This is a genomic window from Rhodoferax sp. GT1R46, from assembly GCF_056521285.1.
Window position 1 is genome coordinate 372,699 of sequence record NZ_JBWMBC010000001.1, and the last position, 17,346, is coordinate 390,044.

Annotated in this window: 15 protein-coding genes and 1 pseudogene; 7 read left to right on the forward strand and 9 right to left on the reverse strand. The window is 59.6% G+C overall.

Translation table 11 applies throughout. The features are described from left to right. Nucleotides 1–100: 100 nt before the first annotated feature. From AC097W_RS01825 to AC097W_RS01850, 6 genes are all read left to right on the forward strand, one after another. Nucleotides 101–703 (forward strand): DUF4337 domain-containing protein, encoded by a 603-nt coding sequence (locus AC097W_RS01825; RefSeq protein WP_479600547.1) that lies wholly within the window; start codon nucleotides 101–103, stop codon nucleotides 701–703. Nucleotides 704–767: 64 nt separating this feature from the next. After that, entirely contained in the window at nucleotides 768–1,151 is a 384-nt protein-coding gene (locus tag AC097W_RS01830; RefSeq protein WP_479600548.1) for a hypothetical protein, read from the forward strand. Nucleotides 1,152–1,169: 18 nt separating this feature from the next. After that, the gene (locus tag AC097W_RS01835) at nucleotides 1,170–2,525 is read left to right on the forward strand and encodes an efflux RND transporter periplasmic adaptor subunit (protein WP_479600549.1); all 1,356 of its coding nucleotides are present in this window, start codon (nucleotides 1,170–1,172) and stop codon (nucleotides 2,523–2,525) included. A gap of 6 nt (nucleotides 2,526–2,531) precedes the next feature. Then, entirely contained in the window at nucleotides 2,532–3,254 is a 723-nt protein-coding gene (locus AC097W_RS01840; RefSeq protein WP_479600550.1) for an ABC transporter ATP-binding protein, read from the forward strand. Then, nucleotides 3,251–4,486 (forward strand): ABC transporter permease, encoded by a 1,236-nt coding sequence (locus AC097W_RS01845; RefSeq protein ID WP_479600551.1) that lies wholly within the window; start codon nucleotides 3,251–3,253, stop codon nucleotides 4,484–4,486. Before AC097W_RS01840 ends, AC097W_RS01845 begins: the two co-directional genes overlap by 4 nt. A gap of 60 nt (nucleotides 4,487–4,546) precedes the next feature. Then, the gene (locus AC097W_RS01850; protein WP_479600552.1) at nucleotides 4,547–5,380 is read left to right on the forward strand and encodes an undecaprenyl-diphosphate phosphatase; all 834 of its coding nucleotides are present in this window, start codon (nucleotides 4,547–4,549) and stop codon (nucleotides 5,378–5,380) included. 6 nt (nucleotides 5,381–5,386) lie between these two features. On the opposite strand, the gene AC097W_RS01855 is transcribed toward AC097W_RS01850, so the two are convergent. From AC097W_RS01855 to AC097W_RS01885, 7 genes and pseudogenes are all read right to left on the reverse strand, one after another. Next, entirely contained in the window at nucleotides 5,387–6,202 is an 816-nt protein-coding gene (locus AC097W_RS01855) for an alpha/beta fold hydrolase (RefSeq protein WP_479600553.1), read from the reverse strand. A gap of 11 nt (nucleotides 6,203–6,213) precedes the next feature. Continuing rightward, nucleotides 6,214–7,041, reverse strand: coding sequence for a proteasome-type protease (locus AC097W_RS01860; protein ID WP_479600554.1), 828 nt, complete (start codon nucleotides 7,039–7,041; stop codon nucleotides 6,214–6,216). A gap of 145 nt (nucleotides 7,042–7,186) precedes the next feature. Beyond that, complete coding sequence (gene mutS / locus AC097W_RS01865; protein ID WP_479600555.1) at nucleotides 7,187–9,793, reverse strand: DNA mismatch repair protein MutS; 2,607 nt, start codon at nucleotides 9,791–9,793, stop codon at nucleotides 7,187–7,189. A gap of 427 nt (nucleotides 9,794–10,220) precedes the next feature. Further along, nucleotides 10,221–10,508, reverse strand: a pseudogene (locus AC097W_RS01870) (transposase); the annotation flags it as partial. 170 nt (nucleotides 10,509–10,678) lie between these two features. Next, the gene (locus AC097W_RS01875) at nucleotides 10,679–11,794 is read right to left on the reverse strand and encodes an HPP family protein (protein ID WP_479600556.1); all 1,116 of its coding nucleotides are present in this window, start codon (nucleotides 11,792–11,794) and stop codon (nucleotides 10,679–10,681) included. Nucleotides 11,795–12,003: 209 nt separating this feature from the next. Beyond that, nucleotides 12,004–12,801 carry a 2-oxo-tetronate isomerase gene (otnI, locus tag AC097W_RS01880; protein ID WP_479600557.1) on the reverse strand — a complete coding sequence of 266 codons (798 nt, stop codon included), beginning with the start codon at nucleotides 12,799–12,801 and terminating at the stop codon, nucleotides 12,004–12,006. A gap of 18 nt (nucleotides 12,802–12,819) precedes the next feature. Beyond that, nucleotides 12,820–13,068, reverse strand: a complete 249-nt coding sequence (locus AC097W_RS01885) for a DUF3297 family protein (protein WP_479600558.1) — start codon at nucleotides 13,066–13,068, stop codon at nucleotides 12,820–12,822. Nucleotides 13,069–13,145: 77 nt separating this feature from the next. Between AC097W_RS01885 and rsmH the strand changes: the two genes are divergently transcribed. Further along, nucleotides 13,146–14,204 (forward strand): 16S rRNA (cytosine(1402)-N(4))-methyltransferase RsmH, encoded by a 1,059-nt coding sequence (gene rsmH, locus AC097W_RS01890; RefSeq protein WP_479600559.1) that lies wholly within the window; start codon nucleotides 13,146–13,148, stop codon nucleotides 14,202–14,204. Nucleotides 14,205–14,225: 21 nt separating this feature from the next. Here the strand turns inward: rsmH and AC097W_RS01895 are convergent, their stop codons facing one another. Further along, complete coding sequence (locus tag AC097W_RS01895) at nucleotides 14,226–15,125, reverse strand: tetratricopeptide repeat protein (RefSeq protein WP_479600560.1); 900 nt, start codon at nucleotides 15,123–15,125, stop codon at nucleotides 14,226–14,228. A gap of 116 nt (nucleotides 15,126–15,241) precedes the next feature. Then, nucleotides 15,242–17,326: a putative bifunctional diguanylate cyclase/phosphodiesterase gene (locus tag AC097W_RS01900; RefSeq protein ID WP_479600561.1), complete on the reverse strand. Its 2,085-nt coding sequence runs from the start codon at nucleotides 17,324–17,326 to the stop codon at nucleotides 15,242–15,244. Nucleotides 17,327–17,346: the final 20 nt, after the last annotated feature.

The following is a 17,346-nucleotide window of genomic DNA, read 5'->3' on the forward strand; positions in this document are numbered from 1 at the left end:
TTCTTGGCCGGCGCGGCTACCGGTGCAAGCGCAGGAGCAGCAGCCTTGACGGCACTGTGTATCAATGGGTTACGTGCCAGAAACTGGCGGGAGTCTACAAATGGAAATTGATACGTTGGAGATGGTGGAGTCGGCCAGGGCGGAAGCCGGGCGCGGCAAGTCAAGTTGGCTCAATCCTGCTGTGGCGATCACGGTCGCCTTGTTGGCGACCTTCATGGGGATCTGCAAGGTCAAGGACGACAACATTGTGCAGGCCATGCAGCAGGCACAGGCGGACAAGCTGGACCACTGGCAGTTCTATCAGGCACGCAATATCCGCGAGGAAATTGCCAAGTCATCGTTGGTGCAATTGCGGTTGCAGTCTATGGCAGCGCCACCCAGGATGGAGTCAGCCTACAGGGAGCAGATCGCTATTTATGAAGCGCTTGCCAAAGACCAGAGCCAGAAGAAGGATGAATTGAAAACCCAGGCCGAGAAGGATCAGACCACTTACGATGCACTCAATTTTCGTGATGACCAATTTGATTTGTCGGATGCGCTGATCGCGATTGCCATCTCGCTACTGGCAGTTGCGTCACTGACGCAACTGCCGTGGCTTTATGCGCTGGCTCTGGTTCCATCGGGTTTTGGCGTGCTGATGGGTTTGTCGGGTCTGATTGGGTGGAGCATTCATCCCACCGGGCTGATCCAGTTGCTGAGTTGAAGGTTCGCGCGGGTGACATAGGCAGCCACTAGAATCCTCGCTACGCCCAACCTGAAAGATGCAAATGACCCCTGTGCCCGCAAAAAAATCCGCCATTTACTACGTCGTTGCAACGCTCGTGGTGATCGCTCTTGTGGCTGCGGCCTACGTGTGGGTTGCGCTGAGCTGGAGCTATTCCAGTGGCGAGCGGGCCGGGTTCATGCAAAAAATGTCACACAAGGGCTGGCTCTGCAAAACGTGGGAAGGCGAACTCTCCATGGTGGCCATGCCTGGAACGACGCCCGAGAAATTCCTCTTCACTGTACGCGACTCTGCCGTGGCCGCCGCCATCGAGAAGACCATGGGCTCGCGTGTCACCCTGACGTACGAACAGCACAAGGGATTGCCTACATCCTGCTTCGGCGAGACCGAGTATTTTGTGGTGAATGTGAAGCCGTCAGCTCCCTGATCGTCTTTGCGGAATCTGATGAAAAAATCGTATGTGGTTGCCGGCGGCGTTGCGATGCTGCTTCTGGTCGGTGGTGGGTGGTGGTGGTGGTGGAAGCAACAAGCGGCAAGTGATGCCGTGCAGTACCGCACTGCACCCCTGACCCGCGGCAGCTTGCAGGCTGCAGTTGCCGCCAGCGGCGCCGTGAACCCGGTGTCCCAGGTGTCGGTGGGCACACAGGTCAGCGGCCAGATACGTGATCTTCTGGTGGACTTCAACTCCGAAGTCAAAGCCGGGCAGTTGCTGGCGCGGATTGATCCTGAAACATTTGAATATCGCGTGCGATCTGCGCAGGCCGATGTGGATGCAGCCCGTGCCGCCGTGTTGACGGCGCAGGCCAACCAGATTGCCGCGCAAGCCCAGGTGTCGCGCGCCCAAGTGGATCTGATGGAGGCACAGCGCGACCATGAACGCAAGCAAAGCCTGGTCGAAAAGCAATTCATTGCCCAAAGTGAGGCCGACAAGTCCCGCGCATTGGTAAACACCAGCGTGGAGGCCGTCAAGGCGGTGCAGGCCCAGGTGGGCGTAGCGCAAGCCCAGGTCAAAACGGCGCAGGCCAACGTGGCCCAGCGCGATGCCGCGTTGGCGCAAGCCCGCATTGACCTGGACCGCACCCGCATTACCTCGCCTGTGAATGGCATCGTCATCAAGCGCGCCATTGAACGTGGCCAGACCGTGGCCAGCAGCCTGCAGGCGCCCGAACTGTTTGTGATTGCCCAGAATCTTTCTGACATGCAAGTGGATGCCAGTATTGACGAAAGCGATGTGGGTCGCTTGCGCGCGGGGCAGAAAGCCAGTTTTACCGTGGACGCTTTCCCCGGACAAACTTTTGAGGGGGACATTCGTCAGGTGCGCAAGGCCGCACTCAACGTGGCGAATGTGGTGACCTATGTGGCGGTGGTGGGCTTCTCCAACGAGGGCGGTCGCCTGCTGCCCGGTATGACGGCGAACGTGCGCGTGGTGACCGACCAGCGCGAGAATGTGCTGAAGGTACCCAATGCCGCCCTGCGCATGCGCATCGCGGGTGTGGAGCCCGCTCAGGCACCACAGCCTGCCGTCTCTGCTTCGGCTTCGGCCAGTGTGCCAGCCAAGGCTGCCAGCCGCACATCCACCCGTGGGCGCATTTTTGTGCTCGATGGCGAGGGCAAGCCCAAGGCCTTGAACGTGCGTCTGGGTATTAGCGACGGCAGCACCACCGAGCTGCAGGTGGCGGGTGATGGCGCACTGGCTGGCGAGTTGAAAGAGGGCGCAGAGATCATCATCGGTACGAAGACGGCGGGGGCGCCGGCTTCTGCGGCGCGCCCTGTCGGTACCACCCCGCGGCCCCTCTTTTAAAAGGCTATGGAGCCCAGTGGCAGCGCCCTGATTCAGGCGCGCAACCTCACCAAGACCTATTGGATGGGCACGCCCGCGCAGCATGCCGCAGGTGGCGGGCAAACGGTGCACGCCCTGCGCGATGTGTCGCTGGAGATCGAGAAGGGTGATTTTGTTGCCATCATGGGGGCGTCGGGTTCGGGCAAGTCCACGCTGATGAACATTCTGGGGTGCCTCGATTTGCCAACCGAGGGCCGCTACTGGCTGGCCGGTGAAGAGGTCGAGAATTTGGCGCCGGACGAACTGGCCTCTATTCGCAACCGGCGTATTGGCTTTGTGTTTCAGCAGTTCAATTTGCTGCCACGCACCAGTGCGTTGGAAAACGTCGAGCTGCCCATGGTGTACGCCGGTATCAAGACGGTTGAGCGGCGCGTACGTGGGCAGGCCGCGCTGGAACGCGTGGGCCTGGCGGAGCGCGGCCAGCACACGCCCTCCGAACTGTCGGGCGGGCAGCAGCAGCGCGTGGCGATTGCGCGGGCGCTGGTGAACAGCCCGCAATTGATTCTGGCTGACGAGCCCACCGGTGCGCTGGACTCCCAGACCAGCAACGACATCATGACGCTGCTGACCGAGCTCAATTCCCAGGGCATGACGGTCGTGCTGGTCACCCATGAAAACGACATTGCCGCCTGGGCGCGCCGCAAGATGGTCTTCAAGGACGGCCGGATCGTCGAGGACCTGCGGCAATGAACCTGTGGGCACCCGTCCGGCTGGCCTTGCGCGCGCTGGCAGCCAACACCTTGCGCAGCATTTTGACGATGCTGGGCATCATCATTGGCGTGGCGGCCGTCATCACCATGATTGCCGTGGGCGGCGGTGCGACGCAGCGCGTGCAGGAACAGATGAAGGGGCTGGGCTCCAACATCATGCTGGTGCTGCCCGGTGGGGTTTCACAAGCCGGTGTGCGTCTGGGTGCACAAACCCGCCAGCGCCTGACCGAGGAAGATGCGCTGGCCATTGCGCTGGACATTCCCGAGGTGCAGGTGGCCGCGCCCACCTCGCGCACCAGCGGTCAGCTGGTGTTTGGCAATACCAACTGGGGCACCAGCATCATCGGCGTCAACAACGAGTATCTGGAAGCGCGGGACTGGCCCCTGGCCAGCGGGCGCCTGTTTGATGCGGCCGAGCTGTCGGGATCGGCCAAAGTGGCGTGGATTGGCGCTACCGTGGCGCGTGAGCTGTTTGGCGATCAGGACCCGGTGGACCAGATGATTCGCGTGCGCAACATTCCAATGACCGTGATTGGGGTGCTGGCGGCCAAGGGGCAAAACTCGATGGGCCAGGACCAGGATGACGCCATCATGATTCCGCTGGGGACTCTGCGCAACCGCATCTGGGGCGGTGACGCCACCAGCCGTCTGAAACGGGTGGGTGCGATCTCGGTGAAGGTGCGTGATGGGCAGGACATGAAGGCCGTGGAAGAAAGCATCAAAGACCTGCTGCGCCAGCGCTTCAAGGTGCAAAGTGGTGGCGAAGACCCGTTTCAGGTGCGCAACCTGACCGAGATTTTGCAGGCCCAGGAAGAGTCCAGCCGCATCATGACGCTGCTGCTGGCCGCCGTGGCCGGCATCAGCCTGGTGATTGGTGGCATAGGCATCATGAACATCATGCTGGTGAGCGTGACCGAGCGCACCCGCGAGATCGGCCTGCGCATGGCGGTGGGTGCAAGGGGCCGCGACATCCTTGCGCAGTTTTTGGTCGAGGCGGTCACGCTGAGCCTGATTGGCGGCGCGCTGGGTGTGGTGCTGGGCGCGGTGGCAACCTGGGCTGTGGGCAACTTTGCGGGCTGGCAGGTGAGCCTGAGCGCCAACTCGGTTGTGCTGGCCGTGGGCTTTGCTGGATTTGTTGGAATTTTCTTTGGCTACTACCCCGCACGTCGGGCGTCAAAGTTGCTGCCGATTCAGGCTTTGCGCTATGAATAAGTGAGCTGCTTACGCAGATAATACGGGGGCTACGGCCCTTTTTAACCTGGAGAATTTGTTTTGGAAACTGTTTTGCTGATCAAGGCCGCCATCATGGGCATCGTCGAGGGCCTGACCGAATTTTTGCCCATCTCCAGTACGGGCCACCTCATCCTGGCTGGCGCTTTGCTGGGCTTTGATGACGAGAAGGCCAAGGTGTTTGATATCGCCATCCAGACCGGTGCCATTTTTGCTGTGGTGATGGTGTACTGGCAAAAGATCCGTTCGACGCTGGTGGGTTTGCCCACACAGAAGTCGGCACAAAAACTGGCACTGAATGTGCTGATCGCCTTCATTCCAGCCGTCGTGCTGGGTCTGTTGTTTGGCAAGGCCATCAAGGCGCATCTGTTCACGCCGGTCGTTGTGGCCACGACGTTCATCCTGGGCGGCTTCATTATTTTGTGGGCTGAAAAACGGCAGGCGGCGGGTGGCAATGCGGTGCATGTCACCGACGCCGATGACATGACCTGGAAAGACGCCTTGAAAGTGGGTCTGGCGCAATGTCTGGCCATGATTCCAGGTACGAGCCGCAGCGGTGCAACCATCATCGGCGGCATGTTGCTGGGCCTCTCGCGCAAGGCGGCTACCGACTTTTCTTTCTATCTTGCCATTCCCACGCTGATTGGGGCGGGTGTGTACAGCCTGTACAAGGAACGCGCTTTGCTCAGCATGGCCGACGTGCCGCTGTTCACCGTGGGACTCGTGTTCTCGTTTCTGAGCGCCTGGCTGTGCGTGCGCTGGTTGTTGCGCTTTATCGCCACCCACAGCTTTATGGGCTTTGCTTACTACCGTATCGCCTTCGGTGTGGTGGTGCTGGCTACCGCGTGGAGCGGCGCCGTGCAATGGGTGGCTTGAGAAACTTCAAACGGCAGTGTTGCCCGCCATATTGAGGATTGAGGCCTCAATGGCTGCTGCGGTGGCCACCGGATTTTCCATGGGAAACAGGTGGCTGCCGTCGAGCATCATGGTGCGGCCTTTGGTGACTTTTTCGGTCATGGCCATGCCAACCTGTTTCATCTCGTGCGAGGCGCGCCCACCGATGAATGATACGGGACACTTCACCGGGTGGCGGGCCAACAGTTGGTCCAGGTTGTCGGGCAGGGTGTTGTAGAACTGGGTCTCCACATGGCGGTCAAAGCTCAGCACCCGCTTGCCATCCGCCTCCACGGTTCCGTAGGTCACGTAGTCCATCAAAATGGCGTCGCCCCACTTGGCAAAAGCCTTCTTGTGACGAAAGTGTTCGTAGGCGGCCTGCACCGTGGGCCAGCTGTTGCGTCGGGCGCGGCTGACTGCACCGGGCGAGAATGAGCCCATCATCTGGGTCGTCTTCATCACCCCGACGGCGGTGGAGCGCCAGCCGCCCAGAATGGGCGAGTCAATCAACACGACGCCCTTGGCCAGCTCCGGATTGCGGGCAGCAGCCATGAGGCTCAAAAAACCGCCCAGCGAGTGACCGACCAACCAGGCAGGCTCGCCAGCCTTGGTGACTGTTTCCTTTGTGAAGTCGATGAGCTGCTGCACCACGTGGGGCCAGTTATTACTGACCGGGTAACGCGGGTCATGGCCCAGTTTCTCGATCGCCTTGACGGTGAAGCCGCGCGAACGCAGGTTCTTGAAAAGCACTTTGTAGGTGCTGGCGGGAAAGCTATTGGCGTGAGAGAAAACGATCAATGTCATGGTGTGCGCAGTTAGATCAGCTTTTCTTGCGGTGTGGTAATTTTCTTCAAGGGCAGGCTGCGGTTGGAGGGCACCATCAGCGGCACGTTGGTCTGGCCACCATCCCACATGGGGTCTTCAATGCTGTCAAACACTTCACGCAGCTTCTGCCCCCAGCTACCGTGCAGCATCTGGAAGTAGGGGTTGTGCTCGTCAATGCACACCACCTTGTCGGTCTGAAACTGGTTGACCTCGTAGACCACCATATCTAGCGGCAGACCCACTGACAGGTTCGATTTGAGGGTCGAATCCATGGACACCAGCGCGCATTTTGCGGCTTCGTCCAGTGGGGTATTGGGGGTGATGACCCGGTCCAGAACGGGTTTGCCGTATTTGGACTCGCCTACCTGGAAGTAAGGGGTTTCCGGCGTGGCTTCAATGAAGTTGCCCGCGGAGTACACCTGAAACAGGCGCATGGCCTCACCCTTGATCTGGCCGCCGAAAATCAGCGATACATTGAAGTCGACTCCCGCCTGCTTGAGCGACACGGCGTCGCGGTCGTAGACTTTGCGGATGGTGGAGCCGAGCACACGCGCAGCGTCGAACATGCTCTTGGCGTTCCAGATGGTGATGCCTTCGTCTTCGTCGTGGTCCTTGAGCTTTTCAACCTGCAGGATTTCACGCACGGCCTGCGAAATGCTGAGGTTGCCCGCCGACAGCAGGACCATGAAGCGGTCATCGGACTTCTCGTACACGATCATTTTGCGGAAGGTGCTGATCTGGTCGAGGCCGGCGTTGGTGCGGGAGTCGGAGAGGAACACCAGCCCGGCGTTGAGTTTGATGGCGACGCAGTAGGTCATTTTTTGATCAGTAGGTGCAAACCCTAGAGTGTATCGGGGTGGGGGTGTGTCTTGCGCGGGGCGGGCTGGGGCGCGCAGGCCGGGGGCTCATGCGCTTCGCTTTTTAAAATCGCCCCCGCTCCCCCGGAGAAAATCCCCCAAGCCGTCAGACCTTACCAGCCAGAGCCTTGAGCTGATACAAAGCCTCCAAAGCTTCCCGTGGGCTCAATGCATCAGGATTTAGCGCCGTAACCCAGGTATCTATTGCGCTCGCAGCTATGGTTTCTGTAGCGGGTGCCACAGCAAACAGATCTACTTGGCGCTGTGACTCCGAGGCTTGCGACTCCAATGCCTCCAGTGCACGGCGGGCCTGGTTCAGCACGGCAGCTGGCATGCCAGCCAGCCGGGCGACCTGAATACCGTAGCTTTTGCTGGCTGGGCCGCTCTCGATGGCGTGCAAGAACACAATGTCGCGGCCCGACTCGGCGGCGCTCACATGCACATTGACCGCGCTGTGGTGCGTGGCGGGAAACTCGGTCAGCTCAAAGTAGTGCGTGGCAAACAGCGTGAAAGCCTGCGTTTTGTCATGCAACTGGGTGGCAATGGCAGAGGCCAGCGCCAGGCCGTCAAAGGTGGATGTGCCACGGCCAATTTCGTCCATCAGCACCAGCGAGTTGGGCGTGGCAGCGTGCAAGATTTGCGCGGCCTCGGTCATCTCCATCATGAAGGTGGACTGGGCGTTGGCCAGGTCATCGGCCGCGCCAATGCGGGTGTGGATGGCATCGATGGGCCCCAGGCGGCAGGCTTGTGCCGGCACGTAGCTGCCCACACTGGCCAGCAACACAATCAGCGCCACCTGGCGCATATAGGTCGATTTGCCGCCCATGTTGGGGCCGGTGATGATCTGCATGCGCTGTTTAGGGCCCAGTCGCGTGTCGTTGGCAATGAAGTTGCCGCTGCTCAGGCTGGCCAGGCGCTCTTGCACGACGGGGTGGCGGCCCTGGGTGATGTCAATGCAGGGCTCCACTACAAATTGCGGCGCGCACCAGTTCAGCGTCAGCGAGCGCTCTGCCAGCGTGCACAACACGTCCAGCGCAGCCAGCGCGCGCGCGGTACGGGTCAGCATGGGCACAAAGGGTTGCAGGCGGTCCAGCACCTGCTCAAACAGCCATTTTTCACGGGCCAGGCCGCGCTCTTGCGCGCTCAGGGCCTTGTCTTCAAAGGCTTTGAGTTCGGGGGTGATGAAGCGCTCGGCGTTTTTCAGGGTCTGGCGGCGGCGGTAGTCGTCGGGAACTTTGTCCACCTGGCCTTGCGAAACTTCAATATAGAAGCCGTGCACCCGGTTGAACTGCACCCGCAGGTTGGCAATGCCGGTGCGGGCTTTTTCGCGCACTTCCAGGTCCACCAGAAAGGCATCGCAGTTGGTCTGGATGGCGCGCAACTCGTCCAGCTCGGCATCAAAGCCGGTGGCAATCACGCCGCCATCACGCACCAGCGCGGCGGGCTCGGGCGCTATGGCCTGCTGCAGCAATTGCGCACATTCGGCGGGCGGATGCAAGTCTTCAGAAATAGTAGCCAAATAGGCCTCTAGCCCCCGTAGATGCTGCGCAAGCTGCTCTGTTTTTTGTAGCGTTTGCACCAAGGCGACAAGCTCGCGCGGGCGCACCTGGCGCAGCGCCACGCGGGCGGTGATGCGCTCTACATCGGCGCTGCCTTTAAGTTGCGCGCGCAGCGTGTGCCACAGGGCCGGGCGCAGGGTGGCAATGGCTTCCAGCCGCTGCTGTGCCTGAGCGCGGTCCCGCCGGGGTTCCAGCAGCCAGTTTTTGAGAAGGCGGCTGCCCATGCCGGTCATGCAGGTGTCCATCAGCGAGAACACGGTGGGCGCGTCCTCGCCGCGCAGCGTCTGGATCAGCTCCAGGTTGCGCCGGGTGCTGGGTGGCAGGTCCATCAGCTCGTCGTTGCGCTGCACTTGCACGGTGCTCACGTGGCTGAGTGCGCGCCCCTGAGTGTGCTCGGCATAGCCCAGCAGGGCGGCGCAGGCGGCGTGGGCCTGGGTCAGGTCCTGTGCGTTCCAGCTCGAAAGGCTAGCAGCGCCCAGCACGTCGAGCAGCTTGCGCTGGCCCAGGGCACTGTCAAACTGCCATTCGGGGCGGGCGGTGGTGTAGAGCGCATTGCCCACGCCAGCGTTCGTGCGCAAGCGCTTGATGCGGTCCTCAAACGCCTGGGTGACCCCGGCGCTGTAGGTCAATTCGCTGGGGCTGACGCGTGCGATCCATGCGGTCAGCTCATCGGGCGCGCATTCGGCCAGATGCACCACGCCTTGGGTGACGCTCAGCCAGGCCATGCCGCAACGGTTGCGGGCACCCTGGTGCACGGCCATCAAAATCGATTCGGTTTTCTCGCTCAGCAATTCGGAATCGGTCAGCGTGCCGGGGGTCACCACGCGCACCACTTTTCGCTCGACCGGCCCCTTGCCGGTGACCTCGCCCACCTGCTCGCAAATGGCCACCGATTCACCCTGGCGAATCAGCTTGGCCAGGTAGCCTTCCATGGCATGAAAAGGCACCCCCGCCATCACCACGGGCTCGCCACCCGACTGGCCGCGCTGGGTCAGTGTGATGTCGAGCAGGCGAGATGCTTTTTCAGCGTCGCCGTAGAACATTTCATAGAAATCCCCCATGCGGTAAAAAAGCAGTGTGTCGGGGTAGTCGGCTTTGAGGCCGAGGTACTGGGCCATCATGGGGGAATGTGGCTTGGTGGTCGCTTCTGTCATGCTGGGGAGTCTATCAATTCCAGGAACGCCACGTGCTCCGGACGCTGCACAGCGGGGTACTGAATGCCTGGGTTCAAATCAGCCGCGAAGGTTGGGTTTACAGGGCATCAAACGGGCGCCTCAGACCAGTCGGTCCGCAACCTCAAAGCGGAGTGATAACGCTCCTCTTTGGCTTAGGGCTATCGTGAACAAGTATCGCCAAGGCGCCAACACGATTGGATGGTGCCTGATGTTGTGAACTTGGGGCCAAATGAGCCCCGTTTTGCAGCCCTGGGAGTCGTTTTCCGGGCCCGTTGGCCCCGTTCTCGCCCCTATGGACGCACCCCGTTCAGTTCAAGTGGTTAAAGCAACGTTCCACTTTGTCACAACGTTGCCGGTGTTGCCCTTGAATCCTCGGGCCTGCAGTTCCTGCCCGACCCTGGCAAGCAGGCCCTCGCTCACGCCCCAGATCCATTCCCACAAAGTTGCGCAGACTGGCGCTGTTGTACAGCGCCTCCCCACACGCCAATTCAGCCAGGGTGCACCAATGCGGGATGAAATGAATCCGCAACATGCGCTCAAGCCCGATGGGTGGGCGGACACTGCCCGCTTTGGGGTAATGCGGCTCAATGACTTCGCACAGCGCTGACCACGGAACGACAGCCTCCATGGTCTTGAGAAATTCGTCACGCCGCGTGGGTTTACGGTAGTTCTCGAAGGTCTGGTCTGCTGCTATGACAAGGGTTTATTGTTTCATCGTCTGCTTTCGCTGGTGATGACTCCAAGCATGCAAACCACGCGCCAGCTTGAGACTTAATCGTCATTGCCGCTATGCACAAAGGGAGCGGCCCCACCCGCAACAGTGTGTCCGTCCAGTCCATCCGCCTACCGCCGCGCGCCAAGGTATCAGACGGCTGAAAGGGCAATGCGTTTGTACAAAGCGGCCACTGTGTCGGTGAGCGTAACGATTCCCAGCACCCTGCTCTTCCCATCGACAATGGGAATATGCGGAAGACTCTGTTCAATCATCTGATGCACAAGTTCCGAGACAGGTGTGTCAACACCAGCGCTGTGCACCTTCGATGTCATGATTTGGCCCACCACTTCGGCTTTGTCTGAGCTATCGCCTGGAGTAGGCCGTAATAAGCCTTGCAGGCGTATTGCCAGTCCGGCCGCCGAAGTCGTGTCCATTTGGCGAAGATAGTCGGCAACGGTCACTATGCCAATCAATCGGTCAAAACTATCCACCACAGGCAGTGCCCCTACCTTGTGCAGCCGCAAGAGGTTCCAGCCTTGCTCCAGCGCAGTGTCGAAATGCAGAGTGACTACATCGGTGGACATGATTTCTCTGCATGTCAGTCCAACATGGCGTTCAAATGCATGGTCAACTGCAAGGTTATAAAGTTGAACCAGCTCAGCTTCCTGCACATCGACAAACGTGTCCAGTGTTCTGACTGCACTCTCGAGATCGGCGTGATTAAGGCTTGTACGACTCAAAGGCGTGGAATCGCGTGTTTTATGTGTACTTGCAATGCTTGCCATGGCGCTGTAGGGATAACGGCGTCGAAGTACGAGATTGTTAATCAGCACGGCGGCCAGTAAAAGTGCCGCTACGTTTTGTCCAACCAGAAATATGGTCTGTTCAATTTGCGTGAATGAGTGCGACCCATCGAGCGCAATCATTATCGCTACAGCGCCAGCTGGGGGGTGAATACAGTTGAATTTGGCCATGATCCAAATGCTGGTGGCAACCGCAACTGCTGCTGCCACCAATGGAATGGGAATCGTATTCACACTAAGCAGTCCGGCCATCGTTGCAACCACATACCCGCCAATGACTGACCATGGTTGTGCGAGGGGGCTGTGGGAGATGGCAAAGAGAATGACTACGCTCGCCCCTATCGGGGCGATCAGCCAGTGTGAATCGACGTGCGATAAATGGACTAACCATCCGCACAGGCCAATGCCCAATAGGGCACCGACTGCAGATCGCAATCGTTCGTTGGAAGAAAGTGATGTCACGTTAGCTAGGAAAAGGGCTTAAATCAAAGTGCTGAGCGCAAGCTGTTCATCATAAATCCGCCATTCAATGTGCGAGAGGGCTTTGGTGTACCGGTCGCCACAAATGAGCGTAAATTGACTCATTGCCTTCCTCTGGTCTCTGCCCGCCCGGCTCCAGTCGGCTGTAATGTTTCTCAAAGCCAGTCATGTGACTTGGTCGTCGCTACGGTTCACAAATAGGGCTTGAGCCAGCCGAGTCCGGCCGACGTACCGCCAGGCTGCATGCCAGCACGGGGGCGGTATTCGCAGCCGATCCAACCCGAGTAGCCGAACGCGTCGAGCTCGGCAAACAGGTAGGGGTAATTCAACTCGCCTGCATCGGGTTCATGCCGATCGGGAACGCCCGCAATCTGGATATGGCCCACATTACCGGTGGGCAGGTATTGGCGCAGCTTCATGGCCAGATCGCCTTCCACGATCTGGCAGTGGTACAGGTCCATCTGCACCTTGAGGTTGGATGCGCCAACGTCCTGGACAACCGCGTGCGCCTGGTCCTGGCGGTTCAGAAAGAAGCCGGGTATGTCACGGGTGTTGATCGGCTCGATCAGCACATCCACCCCCTGTTGGGCCGCCTCGGCAGCGGCCCAGCGCAGCCGGCTCACGTAGGTCGGGTACTGCGCTTCGCGGGCCATACCAGAAGGCAGCAGTCCTGCCATGACATGAATGCGCGGGCATTCGAGCGCAGCGGCGTAAGACAGTGCCTGGCCGATGCCGGTGCGAAACTCGGCCTCCCGCCCGCTCAGGCAGGCAAGACCCCGCTCGCCCGCATCCCAGTTGCCGGGCGGCGCATTGAAGAGCACCTGCTGCAGGCCGTGTGCCTTCAGGCGGGCGGCGATTTCACGGGCCTCGAATCCATAGGGGAACAAGTACTCAACCGCTTTGAAGCCGTCCTTGGCAGCCGCTTCAAAACGATCCAGAAACGCAAGCTCCGGGTAGAGCATGGACAGGTTGGCCGCAAATTGGGGCATAGGATTCGTAAGAGTCGCTTACCGGTAAAAGGCTTCCACTCGGCCCTTGAGTTTGATCAGCAGCGGTTTGCCCTTGCGGTCCAGTGTCTTGCCTGCGGGGACCTTGACCCAGCCCTCGCTGATGCAGTACTCCTCCACATCCAGACGTTCCTTGTCATTCAACCGGATGCCAATGTCGTGTTCGAATACCGCCGCGATGTGGTGCGGGCTGCGCGGGTCAATGGACAGGTGGTCGGGCAGGGTGGGGCGTTGAGCGGCTTCGGTCATAGGAGTCATTTTTTTGAGTAGTGCGAATCGGGGTCAATTATCGGGTGTTCGGCGGACGCTGGGCGGCATAATGCCCCATGACCGACGGCGCAACCCCACCCCACAAGCGCCGCGTGCGCTACAGCGGCACCCACCCGCGCCAGTTTGAAGATAAATACAAGGAACTCAACCCCGGCGCCCATGCGGACGAGGTAGAGAAGGTCATGCAGCGCGGGCAAACGCCAGCGGGCATGCACCGGTCGATTTGTGTGGACGAAATTCTAGCCATACTGAACCCGCAACCCGGCGAGTGCGGGCTGGATGCCACGCTGGGTTTTGGTGGCCATACCCGCGCGTTGCTGCCCAAGGTGTTGCCTGGCGGACACATGATCGGCCTGGATGTCGATTCGATTGAGCTGCCCCGCACCCGCGAGCGCATGCAGGCACTGGGCTTTGAGCCTCCTGCGCTGGTACTGCACCACAGCAATTTTTCTGAACTGGCGCGGTTTGTGCCTGAGGGCCGGAAAGGCTTTGACTTTGTGCTGGCCGACCTGGGCGTGTCGTCCATGCAAATTGACAACCCGACGCGGGGCTTTAGCTTCAAGGCCGACGGGCCCCTGGACCTGCGGCTGGATCCCGGCCAGGGTCAGTCTGCCAGCGAGTTGTTGCAGTCGGTCACCCGCAAGCACCTGGCTGAGCTGCTGATCGAGAATTCCGATGAACCCTACGCCACGGTGCTTGCTGCGGCCTTGCAGGGCCAGTACCTGGAGACGACGCTGCAGCTTGCGGATCTGGTGCGCGCCACGCTGACGCTTGCTTTCAAGAAAAGCATGCCAGAAGATGAGCGGTTGGCCGAAACCAAGAAGGTGTTGCAGCGCACTTTTCAGGCGCTGCGTATCGAAGTCAACAACGAATTCGGGGTGCTTGACGCGCTGCTGGGGCAATTGCCCTACTGCCTCGCCCCCGGCGGGCGTGTAGCGATTCTGAGCTTTCACTCGGGCGAAGACCGGCGTGTGAAGAAAGCCTTCCAGACCGGTGAACGCGATGGAACTTACGCCAGAGTGGCGCCCGATCCGATTCGCGCTTCATTCGAGGAGCGCAGGGCCAACCCCCGGGCTACCTCGGCCAAGCTGCGCTGGGCGGTACGCGCAGGCTGAAGCAAGGGCGGGGAGAGACCCTCAGTTGTCCCAATCGCCGCCTCCGCCCAGATCAGCACTTGCACCGTCGTCCCAGGAACTGGCGTCGTTCACGCCAAAATTTGCGCCACCCATATCCGGGTTGTCGTTGATGGACTGGTAATCGTTTTTACCGGACCCCTCAAGCGGGTTTTGTGGCTGGCTGTGATTACCCATGAGGTTGCGGCCAATGGCCTCGGCAGCCATTACACCGGCACCCACCGCCAATCCGGTGGCAACGCCTCCCATGATGCGACCGCCGATTCCACTGCCGCCTTGCTGGGGATAGCCGGCCTGTTGCGGGTAACCCGGCTGCATGGCAGCTGCACCGTTACCCATGCCAAATGTCTGCGGACCACCCAAACCACCCTGGCCGCCACCCTGACCGGAATAGATGGGCTGCTGGGGCAGGGTCTGCGGGTTTCTACGGCGAAAGATGAAGTAGCCAGCAACCATCACACCACCTGCCAACAGCAGTGGCAGTGTCCATGAAGAAGAGGAAGCCGTGTTGGCCGGAGTCGCATAACTGACCGGAGCAGTGTTGACGGACTTCGGCGTACTCTTCGCCGCGAGTTGTGCACGCAAAGCCTGTACCGCGTCCGGCTTGGCAAAGGCCAATCCGGGAGACAGCTTTTCGGCCGTGGCCAGCGCTTCCCGGGCCAGCTTCAGGTTGCCCTGGCGCGCAAAAAGTTCTGCTCTGACGAAATGCGCCTTGGAGCTCTTGGGGTGCGAAATCAGTACCTGCTGAATCATGGTCTGCGCCTCATCCAGCTTTCCAGCCTGCGCTGTGGCATAGACCTGATTCAGACTGGGTTCGGGTTGCGCCATGGCGAATCCGAATGCCAGCAACGAAACGACAACGAGCCATTTTCCGGCGCGCTGGACGAGAGATGTGTGTTGCATAGATCTTGCGGCTAGAGCCGAATGGCTCCTTTGCCCCAAGCTTGCGCCAACTTGTCCGAAAGCAAGTGGCGCATGACGATTGGCTGTGTAAAGTTTGTCGTCGCCAAAAATCCCGGTCATCCGGGGAGACCCGTGTTCAACAGCGCGGCAAACTGGTCGGCACCCAGTGGGCGACTGAAAATGTAACCCTGTCCTTCGTCACAATGGTGTTCCTTCAGAAACGCCAGTTGAACTTTGTCTTCCACGCCCTCGGCAATCACGCGGTGCTTGAGTTTGTTTCCCATGCTGATGACCGCGCTGACAATGATGCCGCTGTTTTCCACATCCGCAATGTGGCGCACGAAAGACTGGTCTATTTTTAGAACATCAATCGGGAACTGCATCAAGTAGCTCAGACTCGAATAGCCTGTGCCAAAGTCATCCACAGCCAGTTCAACGCCCATATCTTTCAGTGACGCAAGCACTTCAGCGGTGCACACGACATCCCGCATCAAGACACTTTCCGTTATTTCCAGCTGCAAGGATCCTGGCGCCAGACCCGTTTCACGGATGATTGAACGCACGCCTTCAACGAAGTCCCTGTGCCGGAATTCCAGCGATGAGACATTGACCGCTACCGTGCCAGGGTTCAGGCCTGCATCTTTCCACCGCTTGACTTGTTCGCATGCCTCGCGCAGAACCCATCTGCCAATGGGGACAATCAGACCACAGTCCTCTGCGATCTGAACAAAGCGCAGCGGCTGTGTCATGCCCCATTCAGGATGGCTCCAGCGCAGCAACGCTTCCGCGCCGGTAATGCGGCCGGTATCGAGGTTGACCTTGGGCTGGTAATGCAACAGAAATTCCTGGCGCGCCAGGGCGTTGCGCAGACTGCTTTCCACCACTTGGCGCTCGATTGCGCGCGCATTCATGTCTTCCTTGAAGAACTGATAGTTGTTGCGGCCATGCTCCTTGGCCTGGTACATCGCGGTATCGGCGTTCTGCATGAGCGTCTCCGGGTTGTCGCCATCACCCGGAAATATGCTGATGCCGATGCTGGTCGTTATATGGAGTTCATGATCGCCAATGGTGTGGGGCGAAGCCAATGCGGTGATGATTTTTTCGGCAGCCAGCGATGCGTCGACCGCGCTATGGGCTTCTGACACCAGGATCAGGAACTCGTCACCGCCAATGCGGCTTACGGTATCCGAGCTGCGCACACTGTCAGACAAGCGCTTGGCAACAGATTGCAGCAGCTTGTCGCCCATCTCGTGGCCGATGGAGTCATTGATGTGCTTGAACTTGTCCAGGTCCAGAAACAAGACTGCAAGCGTCGAGCCACGACGTTTCGCGTGAACGATTGCCTGCGCGATACGGTCGTTCAGCAAAACCCGGTTCGGCAGATTGGTCAGAAAATCATGCTGGGCCAAATGCGCCATTCTTTTGACGATTACCTGGGAGGCCGTAATGTCGTGGAATACCATCACTGCGCCAGCAAGCCTTCCGCGGGCGTCATGAATCGGCGCATTCGAATCCTCAATGGCTGCTTCACTTGCGCCGCGCCGCAGAACGATGGTATCGGCTGCCAAACCGATCGGCTTATCCAGTTCAAGCACCAATTCGAGTGGATTGCGCATGGGTTCACGCGTCTCGCCGTGGATGAGCGGCATGACTTCGCTGACGTGATGCCCGCGCGCCTCTTCCTTTGACCATCCGGTCATGCGTTCCCCTGCAGTATTCAGGTAATCGACATTGCCCTGCAGATCGGTCCCAATGACCGCATCACTGATCGAATTGAGGGTAATCTCCGCGCGCACTTTTTCCAGATGGAGGGATTGCGAGACGGCCATGCGTTCAATAATATTGCGCAAGGATTGCGGTACCAGGTAGCTGGAGAAATGCCCCTTGGAAAGATAGCCTTGCGCGCCGCGCTGTACTGCCTCTTTGGCCATCGCCTCATCTTCCTCGGCGCTCAGCGTCAGGATCGGTATTAGCGGATCCGCTTTGGACAGCTTGTCGAATGTTTCAATGCCCTGACTATCGGGCAGCATCAAGTCGACCAGGATCGCATCGATGTCGCCCACTGCTATGCGTTCGAGAGCCCTGGAGAGTCGATCAAGCCATTCAACCTTGAAAGGTCCATCGGTAGCGTCTCCAAGCGCCTTCTCCAGACAGTCCGCGTCAGACCGGGAACTAGTCACGAGGAGAATTTTCTTTTGCATATTATTCTTTGCCTTGGTGA